Genomic DNA, 14,729 nt, shown 5'->3' with positions numbered 1-14,729 from the left:
TCCGCGTCATGTCGCTGTCCTCCGCAATATCCATCGCACAGCAGGCCTTCAGCAACACGGCGCAGCAGACCGCGATCGTGTCGAAGAACATCGCGAATGCGGGCAATGCGGATTACTCGCGCCGGCTCGCGCTCTTGGGCAGCACGCCGAACGGGGCGCAGGTCGTATCCATTTACCGGGCCCAGAACGAGGCGCTGCTCAAGCAGAGCATCGCCAGCATTGGCGAAGCCTCGGGGCAGGCCCGGCTTCGCGATGGGCTGGAACTGCTGAAGTCGGCGCTCGGCGGCAACGACTATGAGACGGCGCCTTCCAAGCTGCTCTCCGACTTCCGCAACAGCCTGCAGACCCTTGCCGCGACGCCGGGGAACAAGACGATCGCCGCCACGGCGGTCTCCGATGCGCAGGATCTCGCCGACTCGCTCAACAAGACCTCCACCACGGTGCAGGATTTGCGCAAGGATGCCGACAAGGAGATCGCGATTGAAGTCGACAAGCTGAACAGCTTGCTGGCGGATTTCGAGAAGGCCAACAACGCCGTCAAGTCGGCGACGGCCCAAGGCGGTGACGCCAGCGACGCGCTCGACCAGCGCGACAAGATCCTGAAGCAGGTTTCGGAGATCATCGGTATCTCCACCGTGACGCGCGGCAACAACGACACGGTGATCTTTACCACCGACGGCACGGTGCTTTTCGAGAACATTCCGCGTCAGGTTACCTTCGCCCCGACCACCACCTTTGACGCGACCGTCACCGGCAACAAGATCTTTGTCGATGGCGTGCCGATCGCGGCCGGGACAGGTGCGGACACCACTGCCAAGGGCAAGCTCGCAAGTTTGGTGCAGTTGCGCGACGACATCGCGCCGAAGTTCCAGTCGCAGCTGGACGAAATCGCGCGCGGCCTGGTCGAGCTCTTCAAGGAAGGCAATCCGCCGGCGATAGCCTATCAGCCCGGCCTGTTCACCTGGGGAAGCGCCGGCATTCCGGCCGCGGGCTCCGTCGTCCCCGGACTTGCATCGAGGATCACCGTCAACGCCATGGCCAAGGCGAACCCGCTGCTGCTGCGTGACGGTGGCTTCAACGGTGTGGTCTCGAACCCGGGGGGCGCCGCAAACCCGAGCCCCGGCTATACCGATCTGCTTGACGGCTTCATCAACAAGATGGGCGAGAACATGTCGTTCGACCCGTCGACGGGCCTCGACAGCAACAGCAGCCTTTTGAACTTTGCGACCGGTTCGGTCGGTTGGCTCGAACAGACGCGCAAGACGGCTTCGACTGCGGACGACAACAAGCAGGCAATGCTGGCCCGCACCCAGGAAGCACTCAGCAAGCAGACGGGTGTGAGCATCGACGAAGAGCTGTCGCTGCTGCTCGATCTCGAACAGTCATACAAAGCATCGGCCAAGCTGGTCAGCACAGTGGATGCCATGATGGCAGCCCTTATGGAAGCCGTGAGGTAATCATGAAGACGTCCTACGTTTCTAATCTGGCGATCCAGAGCGCTATGCGCCTGACGATCCAGCAGAATCAGTCGGAGCTGCTTAAACTCACCCAGGAGCAGACCACCGGACGCCATTATGACGTTGGCCTGGCGCTTGGGGCGACGGCGTCGCGCTCGCTCAACCTGCAGCGCGAATTGGACCGGCTGAACTCGATGAAGACCACGAACTCGGTGGTGACCCAGCGTCTCTCCGGTTCGCAGGGTGCGCTCGATACGATGGCGAAGGCCGCGGAAAAGGTGCGCGACACGCTTGTCACCTACAAGGGCAACGATGCTGCCAGCCAGTTGAAGATCCAGAAGACCGAGATCATGGGCGCGCTGCAGACCTTTACCGCTGCCGCCAATACGTCCTTCAACGGCGAGTTCCTGTTCTCGGGCATCAATACCGACGCCAAGCCGGTTGCCGACTACAGCACGACACCGCCGTCGGCCGCCAAGACAGCTTTCGATAACGCCCTCTCGACCTTCATGGCCGTACAGGTTCCGCCGCTGACCGGCATGGACCAGTTCTCCGTCACGCAGATGCAGGACTTCATCAAGAACACGGTCGAACCGATGTTTACCGGACCGGGCTGGGATGCCAACTGGTCCGACGCTTCGAACCAGAACATGACGAGCCGGATCAGCGCCAGCGAAGTCATCGAAAGCTCGACCAACGCCAATACCCGCGGCTTCCGGATGTTCGCGCTGGCAAGCGTGATTTCCGCCGAACTGATGGACCAGAACGTAACGCCCGAGGTGCGCGCGGCCATCGGCGTCGCCGCGCTCGACTATGTAGAGCAGGGCATCGCCGGCCTGAACGCTGAGCGTAGTTCGCTCGGTATCTCCGAGTCGCGCGTCAAGAAGGCGAACACCTCCATCGAAGCGCAGCTCAAGCTCGTCAACACGCATGTCGCCGACATCGAGGGCGTCGATCCGATCGAGACATCGACCCGGATCAACACGCTGAAGGTGCAGTTGGAAACGTCCTATACACTAACGTCGCGACTGCAGCAGATGAGCTTGCTTAATTTCCTCTAGTATGGGGAACCGGACAAACATGAAGGATGTCTGAATGTACCAGTTTTCCTATGCCGAGATCATGGAGGACGGCGTTGCCGACTCCAAAAATCGAGAACGGCAGGTACTCGATCGCTCGATCGCGCTCATGGAAGCAGCGAAACAGCAGAAAGGGTATTCGCGAGAGGCCATCGAGGCCATCTACTTCACCCGGCGCCTGTGGATCCGTTTCATCGAGGATCTGCGCGCTCCGGAAAACCAGCTCAACGAAGAGCTGCGCGCCAATCTGATTTCGATCGCCATCTGGATACTCAATGAGACGGAGAAGATCCGCAAACGCGAATCCTCCAACTTCCAGGGCATAATTGACATTACCACCATCATCAGGGATGGACTGAAATGAAGAGCACACTGCGTATTTCGCTGAAATCGGGCGAACGGATCTTTGTCAACGGCGCGGTGCTTCGCGTAGATCGCAAGGTTGCGGTCGAATTCCTGAATGATGTCACCTTCCTGCTCGAAAACCACGTGCTGCAGCCGGAAGACGCAACCACGCCGCTGAAGCAGCTCTACTTCATCGCGCAGATGATCCTCATCAATCCGGAAGGTGCGGAACAGTCGACCGCCATGTTCCGCAAGTCGATCGTCATGCTGCTCAACTGCTTCAAGAACGAAGAGGTCCTGGCCGAATTGAAGCGTGTCGACGGTCTCGTCACCAACGGCCGTGCCTTCGAGGCGCTGAAGGCGATCCGCGGCCTCTATCCGATCGAAGACCGCATCCTCAACACGCAGGAAATCACGCCGGCGACGGTCGAGCAGATTCGCAAGGAAATCGCACCATGGCGGTAAGCGGCGTCAACAACAACAGCTACACCCCGATCGTTTCCGGCCAGGATTCGGGCGGCGACGCCGCCAAGGCATCGCTCAACTACGAGAGCTTTCTGAAGCTGCTCGTCGCCCAGATGAAGAATCAGGATCCGACGCAGCCGATGGATGCGACGCAGCAGATCGCCCAGCTTGCGACCTTCTCGCAGGTTGAGCAGACGATCAAGACGAACAAGAACCTCGAAAGTCTTCTGCAGCGCACCTCGCTCAGCGAAGCGGATGCCGTCATCGGCCGCACCGTCACCAGCGAGGACGGCAAGACCACTGGCGTGGTTAAGGAAGTGAAACTATACTCCGACGGAATCATTGCGGTGCTCGATAGTGGCAAGGAGCTCATTATCGGCCCGGGCGTCAAGGTGAAGTGACACATCCATGAATGAGGCGGATGCCCTCGATATCGTACAGGCCGCGATCTGGACTGTGATCGTGGCCTCGGGCCCCGCCGTTCTCGCCGCCATGATCGTCGGCGTGGTCATCGCCTTCATTCAGGCGCTGACCCAGGTCCAGGAAATGACCCTTACCTTCGTCCCGAAGATCCTTGCGGTCATGATCACCGTCGCTGTCTCCGCGCCCTTCATCGGCGCCCAGATCTCCATCTTCACCGACATCATCTTCTCACGCATCCAGTCCGGCTTCTGACCGCGCACGGCGCGAGGCGATCCGGACGTCCCGTCCGTGAAACCCTCGCGCAAGCTTGGGCCGTTATCTCCGTTCCTATAGTGGGGCAGCGCGTGTGAATGCTGCCTTGTTCTCATGATGAGACGGAAGAGACATGGCACAACAAGCAGCGCTGATCATCCCGAAGGTAGCACCGAAGGGCCGGGACGTCGGCTTCGCGCTCGGGATCGTGGCGATCCTGTCGATCCTCTTCCTGCCGATCCCGACCTTCCTGATCGACCTGGGCCTCGCCTTTTCGATCGCCTTTTCCGTGCTGATCCTGATGGTGGCGCTGTGGATCCAGCGCCCGCTCGAATTCTCGTCCTTCCCGACGATCCTGCTGATCTCGACCATGGTGCGTTTGGCGCTGAACATCGCCACGACCCGAGTCATCCTCTCGCACGGGCATGAAGGGCACGGCGCCGCCGGCGGCGTCATTTCCGGCTTTGCCAGCCTCGTCATGTCCGGTGATTTCGTCATCGGTCTGATCGTCTTCCTGATCCTCATCACCGTGAACTTCATCGTCATCACCAAGGGCGCGACACGTATCGCCGAAGTCGGCGCGCGCTTCACCCTCGATGCGATCCCCGGCAAGCAGATGTCGATCGACGCCGACCTCTCGGCGGGCCTGATCGACGAGAAGGAAGCGCAGCGCCGCCGCCGCGAGCTGGAAGAGGAAAGCTCCTTCTACGGCGCGATGGACGGTGCCTCGAAATTCGTGCGCGGCGACGCGATTGCCGGCCTCATCATCACCGCGATCAACATCTTCGGCGGCATCATCATCGGTTATCTCCGCCACGGCATGCCGATCGGCGAAGCGGCCGACGTTTTCGTCAAGCTGTCGGTCGGTGACGGTCTCGTCTCGCAGATCCCAGCCCTGATCGTATCGCTCGCCGCGGGCCTGCTTGTTTCGCGCGGCGGCACCGCCGGCTCGACCGATCAGGCCGTCGTCGGCCAGCTCGGCGGTTATCCACGCGCGCTGATGGTCGCCTCCGGCCTTATCATTCTCCTGTCCGTCGTTCCCGGCCTGCCGTTCCTGCCTTTCGCGGTGCTCGGCGGCGGCATGGCGTTCCTGAGCTGGCTCGTGCCGCGCCAGATCGAGGCGGCGAACGCCGCCCGCCGTGCCGAGGAAGCGGCAAAGGTGCAGCAGACCAAGGAAGGCGAGGCGGACTCCGTGAAGTCGGTGCTGAAAACCGCCGAGATCGAGCTTCTTCTCGGCAAGCAGGTCTCGACCCGGCTGCTCGGCGCACACCAGGAACTGGCCTTCCGGGTCGGCAAGATGCGCCGCAAATTCGCCGGGCAGTACGGCCTCGTCATTCCGGAGATCAAGGTTTCCGACGACATCAGCATTCCGGACAAAGCCTACCATATCCGCATCCACGGCACGACGATCGCCTCGAACACCGTGCGCGTCGGCGAAGTGCTTGTCGTGACCGGCGGCGGTCGCCGGCCGAGCGTGCCGGGCGACGAGATTCGCGAGCCCGCCTTCGGCATGCCGGCGGTCTCGATCCTCGAAACCTTCACCGAAGACTTGAAACGCGAGGGCTTCCACCCGATCGATAATGTCTCGGTGGTGCTCACGCATTTGAGCGAGGTCATTCGCAACAACCTGCCGCACCTGCTCTCCTACAAGGACGTGAAGGTGCTGATCGAGCGTCTCGATCCGGAATACCGCAAGCTCGCCGACGAGATCTGCACCTCGCACATGTCCTATTCCGGTCTTCAGGCCGTGTTGAAGCTGCTGCTTGCCGAGCGCGTCTCGATCCGCAACCTGCACCTGATTCTCGAAGCCGTCGCCGAGCTTGCGCCGCATGTGCGCAAGACCGAGCAGATCGTCGAACATGTGCGCGTGCGCATGTCGCAGCAGCTCTGCGGCGACCTTGCCGACAACGGCGTCCTGCGCGTGCTCAGGCTCGGCAACAAGTGGGACATGGTCTTCCACCAGGCACTGAAGCGCGACGCCAAGGGCGAAGTCGTCGAGTTCGACATCGACCCGCGCCATCTGGAAGAGTTCAGCGAACAGGCGACCAAAGTTATCCGTGAACATCTCGATCGCGGCATGCCCTTCGTACTGGTAAGTTCGCCCGAATCCCGCTCTTATGTTCGCATGATCATCGAGCGCCTCTTTGCCACTTTGCCCGTGCTCTCGCATGTCGAGCTTGCCAAGGGCCTCGAGATCAAGATCATCGGCTCGATTTCATGATCACCGACCCGGAGGGCACGGTGCTGGCGCTGTTCGCGGCCTTCTGCCGGATCGGCGGCTGCATCATGATCATGCCCGGGTTTTCTTCTGCTCGTATTCCGATGCAGGTCCGGCTGTTCATTGCGGTTGCGGTGTCCATGGCGATCCTGCCGGTCATGTGGACGGACATCTATCCGCAGGTGACCGGCAACGGACATACCTATATCTACCTGATCGCCGCCGAAACGGCCGTCGGCGTCGTCATGGGTCTCGTTGCGCGCTATTACGTGCTCGGGTTGCAGTTCGCCGGCACGGCGATCACCATGTTGATGGGTTTCAGTCCTCCGCCCTCGTCGGATGTGATCGAAGACACGCCCGAGAACCAGTTGACCAGCCTCATCAGTTTCGCCGGCTTGATGGTGCTCTTCATGCTCGATTTCCATCACGTGATGATCGAGGCGATCGTGCAATCCTATCGCGCCATGCCGATCGGTACTGCCTTCGATCCGCAGGGCGTGCTGATCACGCTCACGGATTCTCTGGCGCAAACCTTCATGATCATGCTGAGGCTCGCGAGCCCCTTCGTCATCTACGGTCTGCTTTTCAACGTGGCGATCGGCATGGTGAACAAGCTCGCACCGCAGATCCCGATCTACTTCATCTCGCAGCCCTATCTGATCATGGGTGGCCTGTTCCTGCTCTATCTCGGCATCGCCGCGATGCTGCGCCTGTTCGGCGACGGTTTCGCGCCGGTCATGCAGGGAGGATAGCGAATGAAGACGCGTTCGCAGAAGCTCAAGCGCCTGGTCGCCGTCCAGCGCCATCTCGAGCAGATGGCCGAGGCCGACTATGTCGAGATGGTGCGGCAGCGCGAAGTGCTGGCCGAGACGATCGACGTGGTCGTCGACGCCATGGGCTCGGCCCACCCGATGCACCGCATGTTCTCCGGCCACTATTCCTCGCAGGTCGGACGTCTGGTGCAGAAGGACCAGATGTTGCTCGGCATCCAGCAAACGCACGAGGCGCGAATGCTGAGGGAGCGGGCAAAGGCCGACCGGCTCGAGGAAAACATGAAGGATGCGCGGCAGTCCGAGGAGCGCGAAGAGGCCGACAACTCCATCTATGACCTGATCGATCAACACCTTACGGGACAGGCGCCAGCTTCCGGTAAGGTTGACGGGCGATAGTACGCCATCCGGGGATGCTCCGACGCTGGAGCAATGCCGGTCCGACTATTGCCTTTGTGCATCGCCCTTGGTCGATGCCGGCTCGATTTTGAGAGGATTCGTCATGGCCATCTCTCCGCCCAGCGACCTGGTGATGGATGTCGTGCGCGCCGCCGACCCGACCGAAGTGCAGGAAGCGCAGGCCCGGTTGAAGGCCAATCGCGCCGCGTTCAAGGCGACGAGCCTTGCGGAGAATGGCAACGGCTTCGCCGCTGCCGTCAATATCCTCAATTCTTCCGAAGGGTCGACCGGGCTCGGCGACATCAACAATCGTGTCGAGCAGAAGAAGATCCCCGAAACCTATCGCAAGTTCGAGGCCATGGTGCTGCAGAATTTCGTGAAATCGATGTTGCCGACGGACAGCGAAAACGTCTTCGGCAAGGGGACGGCCGGCGACATCTGGAAAAGCATGATGGCCGAACAGATCGGCGACGTGCTGTCGAAGAACGGCGGGATCGGCATCGCCGATCAGCTCGCGAGCGGCAGCGCGACAGATCGGGTCCAGGCCTCGCTCGACGGCAACAGCCGGAACCTCGCCGCAAGCCTCGTGCAGGAATACGAGCGCAAGACGCTGACCGGCTTTGCGGCCGACGACAAGAACAAGCAGGCCTAGAGCGGAATGAGGAAAAGTGTATGCGGTTTTCCGCCCGCATCCCGCTCTAATTCATAGGAATCGATCATGTTTGTGATTCGGGCCGATCCGACCCAAATCATCGTGATCCAATTGGGAGTTGATTGATGGAAGCTGTGGCATCCAATGACGTCCGGATCCAGAACGTGCTCGGGCGACTGGAAATGATCCTCGACAACGAGAACAGCCGCATCGGCATCGACCCGGAATTCGACATCAAGACGTCGAACGCACACAAGAGCCGTTGCCTCTACGAACTGACGATGTTGCATCGCGACATGCAGCCGGGAGAGACGTCTTCGACTTTTACCTCGCACGCCCGTCACCTTCGCGACAAGCTGGCGGTCAACTCGCAGAAGGTGGAGGCGCATCTCGAAGCGGTGCGTTCCGTCGTCGATCTCCTGAAGACGGCCGCACAGGATGCCGATGCGGACGGCATCTATTCCGAAGCGCAGTTCCGCTATAGCGATTTCTGATGCTGAAGCTCATTCTCACCGGGGTCTGGGTCTGCGCGGTGACGCTCGGATCGGTCTATTTCTCGATGCAAAGCGCCTCGGCGCCCGCCGTCCCGGACGGCGAGGCCGCCCGGCGCGCATCGGAGCAATATGTTCCCGGTGAGATGATCACCATTCCGGTGATCAGGGAAGGCTCCGTCCAGGGCTATTTCCTCACCAAGCTTTCCTTCTCCGCGACCAAGGAGGGGATTAACAATCTTCGTGCCCCGCTCCGGCAGATGGTCACCGACGAGCTTTACGATCTGCTCGTCGGCTCGAAATTCATCGATGTCGCCGACACCGGCACCTTCGATCTGCCGACCTTCAAGACCACGGTGAAGGATGGCCTGAACAAGAAGCTCGGCGACGAGGTGATTACCGAGGTGCTCGTCGAGCAGCTCGAATACCTCACCAAGGACGACGTCAAGCGCGTCGCCAACAGCCAGAACGTGCCGCGGCAGAAGCCGGTTCCGATCGTCGACAAGAACGGCAATGTCGCCAGCGACAGGCTGCCGGAAGGCGCCGTCAAGGCAAGCAGCACGCATTGACCGGAGAAAGCGGGCACTTGTCCGCTCGCTTTCCGATCTCGATCATTTCATTTTGACGTTGCGATATTCCGGACGGAAAGCCATTCCAGGCTTTTCCTGGGAACGCTGTTCCGAACCCCGCTTCGTCAGTTTTTCTCAGGGCTGCGGTACTGTTCGTTGACGAGGCCGAACTCTGCCATCAACCGGCCGAGCGCGACGTAGAAGTGGTAGAGCCCTGCGCCTGCCAGGCCGCTCTTGCTCCAGAGCTCGATGCCGCGCGGGACCGATGCACCAAGCAGTGCCAGGGATTTGCCGAAGGTTCTCATTCGCCCGCGGAAGCTCGGGTCGCGTCGATGTTCGAGCATTGTCGAGATCGCGCCGTTGCGGAGGCTACGCGCGCGGATCCAGGATGCGCTGGTTCGGCGTGCCGGCACGGTCTCGGCGACCCAGGCATCGGCAGCCCAGGCGAAGCAGAATCCCTGTTCCTTGCTGCGGCTGTAGAAATCCGCATCGCCGCCGCCGATGAAGTTGAATGCCGGGTCCAGGAAGGGCCGCGGCATGGTGTCGAGAACGGGCCGGGTAACGAGCACGTTGCCGGAGGAATAGAGGATCGGCACCGGCCCGGTCGTATCATAGTGGGGCGTGAAAACCGGGTGGCGTTTCCATTTCTGCCCGCCGTCACCCTCGAAAACCGGGAGTTGCGGCCCCCCGACCATGTCCGCACCCGTCGTTTCCTGTACCGTGATGAGGCAATCGAGCCACTCGGGCGCCGCGATCTCGTCGTCATCGATGATCGCGATCGCCTTGAGATTCGGATAGGTCTCGAGCGCCATCGACCAGCCGGCGTTGTAGGCATGGCAGTTGCCGCGCTGGTGCGCGACGATGACGATCGATTCGGATGGATGGCCCAGGAAAAAGTCCTTGGCGGCCTGAGCGCCGGCCAATCCTTCATCGTCGTTCTCCACCACGACGGTGGCAAAGGAGACGTCAGGTCTCTGGGAAACAATGGTTTTCAGCGTCTTGACGACGTGTTCGGGCCGGCGAAACGTCGGCAGCACGACGACGACTTCGATGTCGCCGGCATCCTCCAATTCTGTCCGGAAATAGACGGAAATGTCCTGGCCGGTCGACGTCATGGCGAAACCTGTGCAAGCAAAACTAACGGGCAATACAACAAATCTTCCTAAACAGATGCTGAACCTGTCCGGCGGATTTTGAAAGGGGGCTTTAAGTGCTCCTTCACCTCATGCTGCTAAAGAAGTGCCCAGCTCCATTCATGACGTGTGGCAAAATGCATCTTGTCCTGGTTTCCTCGCTCGTTCCCGTCGCCAATCCGGCGTCCGGTTTCGACATCGCCAACCGGGCCGTGCTTGACGGTCTGCGTGCACTCGGTCACCGGGTCAGCGTCATCGGTTTTCTCCAGCCAGGGCGCACGCCCGCCCACGATTGCGAGATGCATCTCCTCGGCGAGCTCGAGGTCACCAATGCCAGGGTCGGCAAGCTTCAGAAGCTGCGCTGGCTCACGACCGCCTTCCTCAACCGCACGTCGGTTTCATCGGGCAAGATGCTCACGGTATCGGCAAACCGGATTCAGTCGATCCTCGACAGCCTCGCCCCGTTCGATGGGCTGGTGCTCAATTCGGTGCAATTGCCGGCCGCCTTCGCGCAGGTCTTCCGACCCTATCCGTCGATCTATGTCGCGCACAATGTCGAGGCGGATTCCGCTTTCGAGAACGCCGAGCGGGCAAAGGGAACCATCGAGCGCTTTCTCTTCCGGCGCGAGGCGCAATATCTCGAACACTACGAGCAGCACCTGGCGCACAATGCGGTCGCCGTCTGGACTTTTGCCGAGGCGGATCGTTTCGGTTTCGGCCGCGCCGTCAGCGAGCGGGCCTTCGTTCTGCCGCTGGTTACGGGTTGGGGCACGCCGCTTGCCCCGACCGGCGAAGCTGATCAACACCCCCGTCACGATCTCGGCCTGATCGGCACGTGGAGCTGGCGGCCGAACAGGCTGGGTCTCGACTGGTTCCTCGCCGAGGTTGTACCGCATCTGCCGGAGGCGATGTCGATCGCAATCGCCGGTCAGTTGGACGGCGTGCCTTCGGTGTCTCACCCGGGCGTCCGTTTCGTCGGGCGGGTGCCGGACGCGCGTGCCTTCATAACCGAAAGCGCGGTCATCCCGCTCATCAGCCGCGGCGGCACCGGCGTGCAACTGAAAAGCCTCGAGACCTTTGAACTCGGCATGCCCTGCGTAGCAACGCAGGCGTCGTTGCGTGGCATCGACGCGGTTCCCGACAATTGCTCCGCGGCCGACGATCCCTCGGAATTCGCGCGGCTTCTGGTCGACAAGGTTGCAAAGGCGCGTGCCGGCGACCGTCAACGTCTCGACGGCTCGGCCTTCCATCGTGCCCAGAAAGTGAGACTGATGCGGGTGATGCGCAACGTGCTGGTGGGCTTTGCGCCTGCGAGCGCTGCGGAGGGGCCGTCGCTGCCGCCGGACTTGACGATTCATGAAGGGGGGCGATCGTGACGAAGACCGTTGCTGCAAACAACGGTTCTCTGTCGCGGCGTCTGATCCTCGGAATGCCGGTTGTCGATCTCGGCTGGGCGAAGGCTTTCGCCTTCGCCGCCGAAGCGCTTTCGCGGCCCAACGGGCAAACGGTCCTTGCCTTCCTCAATGCGAACAACGCCAACCTGATGATGCGCGACGCGGAGTACCGCGCGGCGTTGGCGCGCCAGGTCGTCTTTCCGGATGGGCACGGCGTCGATATCGCTTCCTATCTTTTTTACGGCCGCATGTTTCCTGCCAATCTGAATGGCACGGACTTCGTGCCGGCATTGCTGACCTATGTCGAAAGGCCGCTACGCATCGCGATGATCGGTGCGCGGCCGAAGGTGCTCGCGCGTGCCGCCGAGAACTTTCGCGCGCATGCGCCGTGGCACGAGTTCCTGCCGGTTTCGGATGGCTTCTTCGATCGGGACCGGTCGCAGGAGATTCTCGCTGAAGTCCGCGCGGCGAAGGCCGACGTCCTGTTGGTCGCGATGGGCAGTCCGGGTCAGGAGAAATGGGTCGATGCCCATGTCGGCCCCCAGGATGCTCGGCTCGTCATCACCGTCGGTGCGCTTTTTGATTTCGTCGCGCAGGAGTTTCCGCGGGCGCCGAAATTCCTGCGCCGGCTGCGGCTGGAATGGTTCTTTCGCCTGGCGATGGAACCGCGGCGCATGTGGCGCCGCTACGTTCTCGGAAACCCGCTTTTCCTGTGCCATGTCCTCTGGCACAAATTATCGGGACGTTCGCGCGATACGATCGCCGACACCAGCCTTCGAACGGGAACATCGTGAACGGTCAGACCATGCGCACCGCGGTTGTCACAGCGTCCTATGCGAACGATTTCGAGCGTTGCAGGCTCATGTGCGAAAGCATGGACCGCAAGCTTCAGGGCGACTGGAAGCACTATCTGCTGGTCGCCGACTTTGACGTCGCGCTCTTCCGGCAACTGGAAGGGGCGCGGCGGGTAGTCGTCAGCGAGCGCGATCTTCTGCCCTGGTGGTTGCATCCGGTTACGGATCCCTTGTCCGCCGGCCGCAGAAAAGTGTGGCTTAGTCCCTTTGGCCTGCCGCTGCGTGGCTGGCATGCACAACAGCTTCGTCGCCTGGCGCTCGCGCGCCATATCGACGAGGCGGCGATGTTTGCGGTCGACTCCGACGTTGTCTTCCTGCGTCCCTTCGATCCCGCCAGCCTCTGGCAGGCGGATCGGCTGACACTCTATCGCAAGGATGGAGCGATTGACGCACATATGCGTTCCAACCATCTCGAGTGGCTGGTCCATTCCGACCGCCTTCTCGGCATTGGTCCCTATCGGCTGCCGGCCAACGACTATATCAACACGCTGATCGGCTGGCGCACCGACACGTGCCGGAAACTTCTGGACCATATCGAGGCCCGGCACGGGCGGAACTGGGTGCGGGCGATCACACGCACGCGTGCCTTCTCCGAATGCACGATCTATGGCCGCTTCGTCGACGAGGTGCTCGCCGGGGAGGGACATGTGCCCTCCGATGCCGCGCTCTGCCACGTGCTCTGGTTTGAAGACAGTTACCGGCAGGACCTTTCCGGCCTCAGGGACTTTCTGAAGGACATGGCGCCCCATCAGATCGGCATCGGCGTTCAATCCTTCGTCGGGCACGACCTCGACGACATCCGCCGGGCGGTCGTCGAACTTGCCGCCTGAAGGTTCGGCCGGCGTCAGATGACGCGTTCAGCCGGCTTCCTGAGTGCCGTGTAGGTCAGCGTGAAGGACAGGGCGTAGAGCGCCAGGAAGATCCCGTTGAGTGCCGGCGCCCATGCGGCAACGTCCGTCGTCGTCCGCAGCACCAGCACCAGCAGGGCCACCTTGACCACACCGGCGATCAGCAGGTTGAGCATTCGCCGCACCGTCCGCCCCGTCGCATAGAGCAGTTCGGAGTGATATTCGATCAGGTTGCGGAACGAGGGAACGAGAAGGACCATCGCGACGATCGGGGCGGCGGCAGAGACGTTATGACCGAGGCCGTTCGGGAAGATCCAGAGATAGAGAGCCATGACCGCGATTGCCGCGAGCGAAGCCAGCGCCACCAGAAGCTCGATCGACAATCTGGTCCGCCAGCGCGCGATCGCCTCGGGCGTGCGCATGATGCGCTGGACGAGCAGGGTATTGAACGACCGCACCGGCAGCGCCGTCAGGTCCGCAAGTCGCATCAGGATGGCATAAAGGCCGGAGACCGCCGGACCGCCGATGGCAAGCACGGCGATCTTGTCGAATTCCGACTGGATGTAGAACAGCACCTCGGCACCGGCGACGGAGACGGAATCCGCCCAGCGCCGAAAATAGAGCCTCGGCTTCCACCGCAGCCGGACGCGAGGGTAGAACCACAAGAGCGCCACGGCGAGGCCAAGCGCATTCGCAGTCAGGTAGAAATAGGACCACGCCTCAAGCGTCTTCCAGGACAGGAGCGCGAAGAGCAGTGCGGCACCGGTGCGGATCGCTGTACCGATCACCACGAGCAACGCCCCACGACCGAAGCGGCCGAGGCCGTTCAGCACGATGACCGCGGTTTCCAATCCGCGCCAGCAGATGATCTCGGCCAGCATGAAGGCAGAGAAGGCGCCCGCCGTCATGTCCCGGGAAAACAGGGCGACAAAGGTGGCGGCACAGATCACGGCAATCAGCGGCAGCGAGATTACCGCGCCGACGAGGAAGCCGGCGCTGTAGGTTCCGACCAGCAGAGGCTTGACGGTGGCGACGCGATAGAGCGGCGACATGAAGCCGAAGGCAAGCACGCGCGATATCATGATGCCGGCCGCCGACGCCGTGGCAAAGAGACCGAAATCGGCGATGGCAAGCGTGTTCGCGACGGCGATGAAGTAGACGAGCGACAGCACGAGCCGCCCGGCCGAACCTCCGGTCATGGACAGGTAGGCGTGGATCAGCGCCCGGTGGCGGAAGTATAGCGCTTTGACGCGATGAGGCACGGCCGACGTTCCAATAGCGCATTTTCCTTCGGGGGCGACGGACGCGCTCTATCTCTTTGTTTTTACGCAGTTCCGGACGCAGGGCCTGCAGTGCCTTCTACTGGAACGGCTCTCCGTC

Annotated in this window: 17 protein-coding genes; 15 read left to right on the top strand and 2 right to left on the bottom strand. The window is 61.6% G+C overall.

The annotated features are described in order from the left end of the window. Window positions 1-8 precede the first annotated feature (8 nt). The 12 genes from flgK (at window position 9) to ACQ5BM_RS14945 (ending at window position 9,120) form a co-directional block, all read left to right on the top strand. Window positions 9-1,457, top strand: coding sequence for a flagellar hook-associated protein FlgK (gene flgK / locus ACQ5BM_RS15000; protein ID WP_429812502.1), 1,449 nt, complete (start codon window positions 9-11; stop codon window positions 1,455-1,457). A 2-nt stretch (window positions 1,458-1,459) separates the two neighbouring features. After that, entirely contained in the window at window positions 1,460-2,518 is a 1,059-nt protein-coding gene (locus ACQ5BM_RS14995) for a flagellar hook-associated family protein (protein WP_429812500.1), read from the top strand. Window positions 2,519-2,552: 34 nt separating this feature from the next. Then, window positions 2,553-2,900: a flagellar biosynthesis regulator FlaF gene (flaF, locus tag ACQ5BM_RS14990; RefSeq protein WP_034800744.1), complete on the top strand. Its 348-nt coding sequence runs from the start codon at window positions 2,553-2,555 to the stop codon at window positions 2,898-2,900. Further along, window positions 2,897-3,346 carry a flagellar biosynthesis repressor FlbT gene (flbT, locus tag ACQ5BM_RS14985; RefSeq protein WP_173515618.1) on the top strand — a complete coding sequence of 150 codons (450 nt, stop codon included), beginning with the start codon at window positions 2,897-2,899 and terminating at the stop codon, window positions 3,344-3,346. The genes flaF and flbT overlap by 4 nt, the downstream gene beginning before the upstream one ends. Next, the gene (flgD, locus tag ACQ5BM_RS14980) at window positions 3,337-3,747 is read left to right on the top strand and encodes a flagellar hook assembly protein FlgD (RefSeq protein WP_173515619.1); all 411 of its coding nucleotides are present in this window, start codon (window positions 3,337-3,339) and stop codon (window positions 3,745-3,747) included. Before flbT ends, flgD begins: the two co-directional genes overlap by 10 nt. 7 nt (window positions 3,748-3,754) lie before the next feature. Next, the gene (gene fliQ / locus ACQ5BM_RS14975) at window positions 3,755-4,021 is read left to right on the top strand and encodes a flagellar biosynthesis protein FliQ (protein WP_043624946.1); all 267 of its coding nucleotides are present in this window, start codon (window positions 3,755-3,757) and stop codon (window positions 4,019-4,021) included. Window positions 4,022-4,154: 133 nt separating this feature from the next. After that, complete coding sequence (gene flhA, locus ACQ5BM_RS14970) at window positions 4,155-6,242, top strand: flagellar biosynthesis protein FlhA (protein WP_429812497.1); 2,088 nt, start codon at window positions 4,155-4,157, stop codon at window positions 6,240-6,242. Next, window positions 6,239-6,991 (top strand): flagellar biosynthetic protein FliR, encoded by a 753-nt coding sequence (gene fliR / locus ACQ5BM_RS14965; protein WP_429812495.1) that lies wholly within the window; start codon window positions 6,239-6,241, stop codon window positions 6,989-6,991. The genes flhA and fliR overlap by 4 nt, the downstream gene beginning before the upstream one ends. Before the next feature lie 3 nt (window positions 6,992-6,994). Then, window positions 6,995-7,408, top strand: a complete 414-nt coding sequence (locus ACQ5BM_RS14960; protein WP_429812493.1) for a hypothetical protein — start codon at window positions 6,995-6,997, stop codon at window positions 7,406-7,408. Window positions 7,409-7,511: 103 nt separating this feature from the next. Then, window positions 7,512-8,060 (top strand): rod-binding protein, encoded by a 549-nt coding sequence (locus ACQ5BM_RS14955; protein WP_429812491.1) that lies wholly within the window; start codon window positions 7,512-7,514, stop codon window positions 8,058-8,060. 125 nt (window positions 8,061-8,185) lie between these two features. Further along, on the top strand, window positions 8,186-8,554 hold the full coding sequence (locus ACQ5BM_RS14950; protein ID WP_429812489.1) for a hypothetical protein: 369 nt from the start codon (window positions 8,186-8,188) through the stop codon (window positions 8,552-8,554). Continuing rightward, window positions 8,554-9,120, top strand: coding sequence for a hypothetical protein (locus ACQ5BM_RS14945; RefSeq protein ID WP_429812486.1), 567 nt, complete (start codon window positions 8,554-8,556; stop codon window positions 9,118-9,120). The genes ACQ5BM_RS14950 and ACQ5BM_RS14945 overlap by 1 nt, the downstream gene beginning before the upstream one ends. Before the next feature lie 125 nt (window positions 9,121-9,245). Here the strand turns inward: ACQ5BM_RS14945 and ACQ5BM_RS14940 are convergent, their stop codons facing one another. Beyond that, window positions 9,246-10,235, bottom strand: coding sequence for a glycosyltransferase family 2 protein (locus ACQ5BM_RS14940; protein WP_429812483.1), 990 nt, complete (start codon window positions 10,233-10,235; stop codon window positions 9,246-9,248). Window positions 10,236-10,390: 155 nt separating this feature from the next. Here ACQ5BM_RS14940 and ACQ5BM_RS14935 point away from each other — a divergent pair, with 155 nt between their 5' ends. From ACQ5BM_RS14935 to ACQ5BM_RS14925, 3 genes are read left to right on the top strand one after another with little or no spacing between them, the layout of a single operon-like run. After that, the gene (locus tag ACQ5BM_RS14935; protein ID WP_429812480.1) at window positions 10,391-11,629 is read left to right on the top strand and encodes a glycosyltransferase family 4 protein; all 1,239 of its coding nucleotides are present in this window, start codon (window positions 10,391-10,393) and stop codon (window positions 11,627-11,629) included. Further along, a complete protein-coding gene (locus ACQ5BM_RS14930) occupies window positions 11,626-12,441 on the top strand; it encodes a WecB/TagA/CpsF family glycosyltransferase (protein WP_429812478.1) in 816 nt (271 codons plus the stop codon). The genes ACQ5BM_RS14935 and ACQ5BM_RS14930 overlap by 4 nt, the downstream gene beginning before the upstream one ends. Next, window positions 12,438-13,331 (top strand): DUF6492 family protein, encoded by an 894-nt coding sequence (locus tag ACQ5BM_RS14925; protein WP_429812476.1) that lies wholly within the window; start codon window positions 12,438-12,440, stop codon window positions 13,329-13,331. Before ACQ5BM_RS14930 ends, ACQ5BM_RS14925 begins: the two co-directional genes overlap by 4 nt. Window positions 13,332-13,345: 14 nt before the next feature. On the opposite strand, the gene ACQ5BM_RS14920 is transcribed toward ACQ5BM_RS14925, so the two are convergent. Then, window positions 13,346-14,611 carry a lipopolysaccharide biosynthesis protein gene (locus ACQ5BM_RS14920; RefSeq protein ID WP_429812474.1) on the bottom strand — a complete coding sequence of 422 codons (1,266 nt, stop codon included), beginning with the start codon at window positions 14,609-14,611 and terminating at the stop codon, window positions 13,346-13,348. Window positions 14,612-14,729: the final 118 nt, after the last annotated feature.

Source organism: Ensifer sp. B1-9 (genome assembly GCF_050474445.1).
GTDB lineage: Bacteria > Pseudomonadota > Alphaproteobacteria > Rhizobiales > Rhizobiaceae > Ensifer.
This window is presented reverse-complemented; position numbering and strand designations above follow the sequence as displayed.

Coding starts and splice junctions, on each gene's coding strand:
- flgK (WP_429812502.1), top strand. CDS start 9: ATGTCGCTGTCCTCCGCAATATCCATCGCACAGCAGGCCTTCAGCAAC.
- ACQ5BM_RS14995 (WP_429812500.1), top strand. CDS start 1,460: ATGAAGACGTCCTACGTTTCTAATCTGGCGATCCAGAGCGCTATGCGC.
- flaF (WP_034800744.1), top strand. CDS start 2,553: ATGTACCAGTTTTCCTATGCCGAGATCATGGAGGACGGCGTTGCCGAC.
- flbT (WP_173515618.1), top strand. CDS start 2,897: ATGAAGAGCACACTGCGTATTTCGCTGAAATCGGGCGAACGGATCTTT.
- flgD (WP_173515619.1), top strand. CDS start 3,337: ATGGCGGTAAGCGGCGTCAACAACAACAGCTACACCCCGATCGTTTCC.
- fliQ (WP_043624946.1), top strand. CDS start 3,755: ATGAATGAGGCGGATGCCCTCGATATCGTACAGGCCGCGATCTGGACT.
- flhA (WP_429812497.1), top strand. CDS start 4,155: ATGGCACAACAAGCAGCGCTGATCATCCCGAAGGTAGCACCGAAGGGC.
- fliR (WP_429812495.1), top strand. CDS start 6,239: ATGATCACCGACCCGGAGGGCACGGTGCTGGCGCTGTTCGCGGCCTTC.
- ACQ5BM_RS14960 (WP_429812493.1), top strand. CDS start 6,995: ATGAAGACGCGTTCGCAGAAGCTCAAGCGCCTGGTCGCCGTCCAGCGC.
- ACQ5BM_RS14955 (WP_429812491.1), top strand. CDS start 7,512: ATGGCCATCTCTCCGCCCAGCGACCTGGTGATGGATGTCGTGCGCGCC.
- ACQ5BM_RS14950 (WP_429812489.1), top strand. CDS start 8,186: ATGGAAGCTGTGGCATCCAATGACGTCCGGATCCAGAACGTGCTCGGG.
- ACQ5BM_RS14945 (WP_429812486.1), top strand. CDS start 8,554: ATGCTGAAGCTCATTCTCACCGGGGTCTGGGTCTGCGCGGTGACGCTC.
- ACQ5BM_RS14940 (WP_429812483.1), bottom strand. CDS start 10,235: ATGACGTCGACCGGCCAGGACATTTCCGTCTATTTCCGGACAGAATTG.
- ACQ5BM_RS14935 (WP_429812480.1), top strand. CDS start 10,391: ATGCATCTTGTCCTGGTTTCCTCGCTCGTTCCCGTCGCCAATCCGGCG.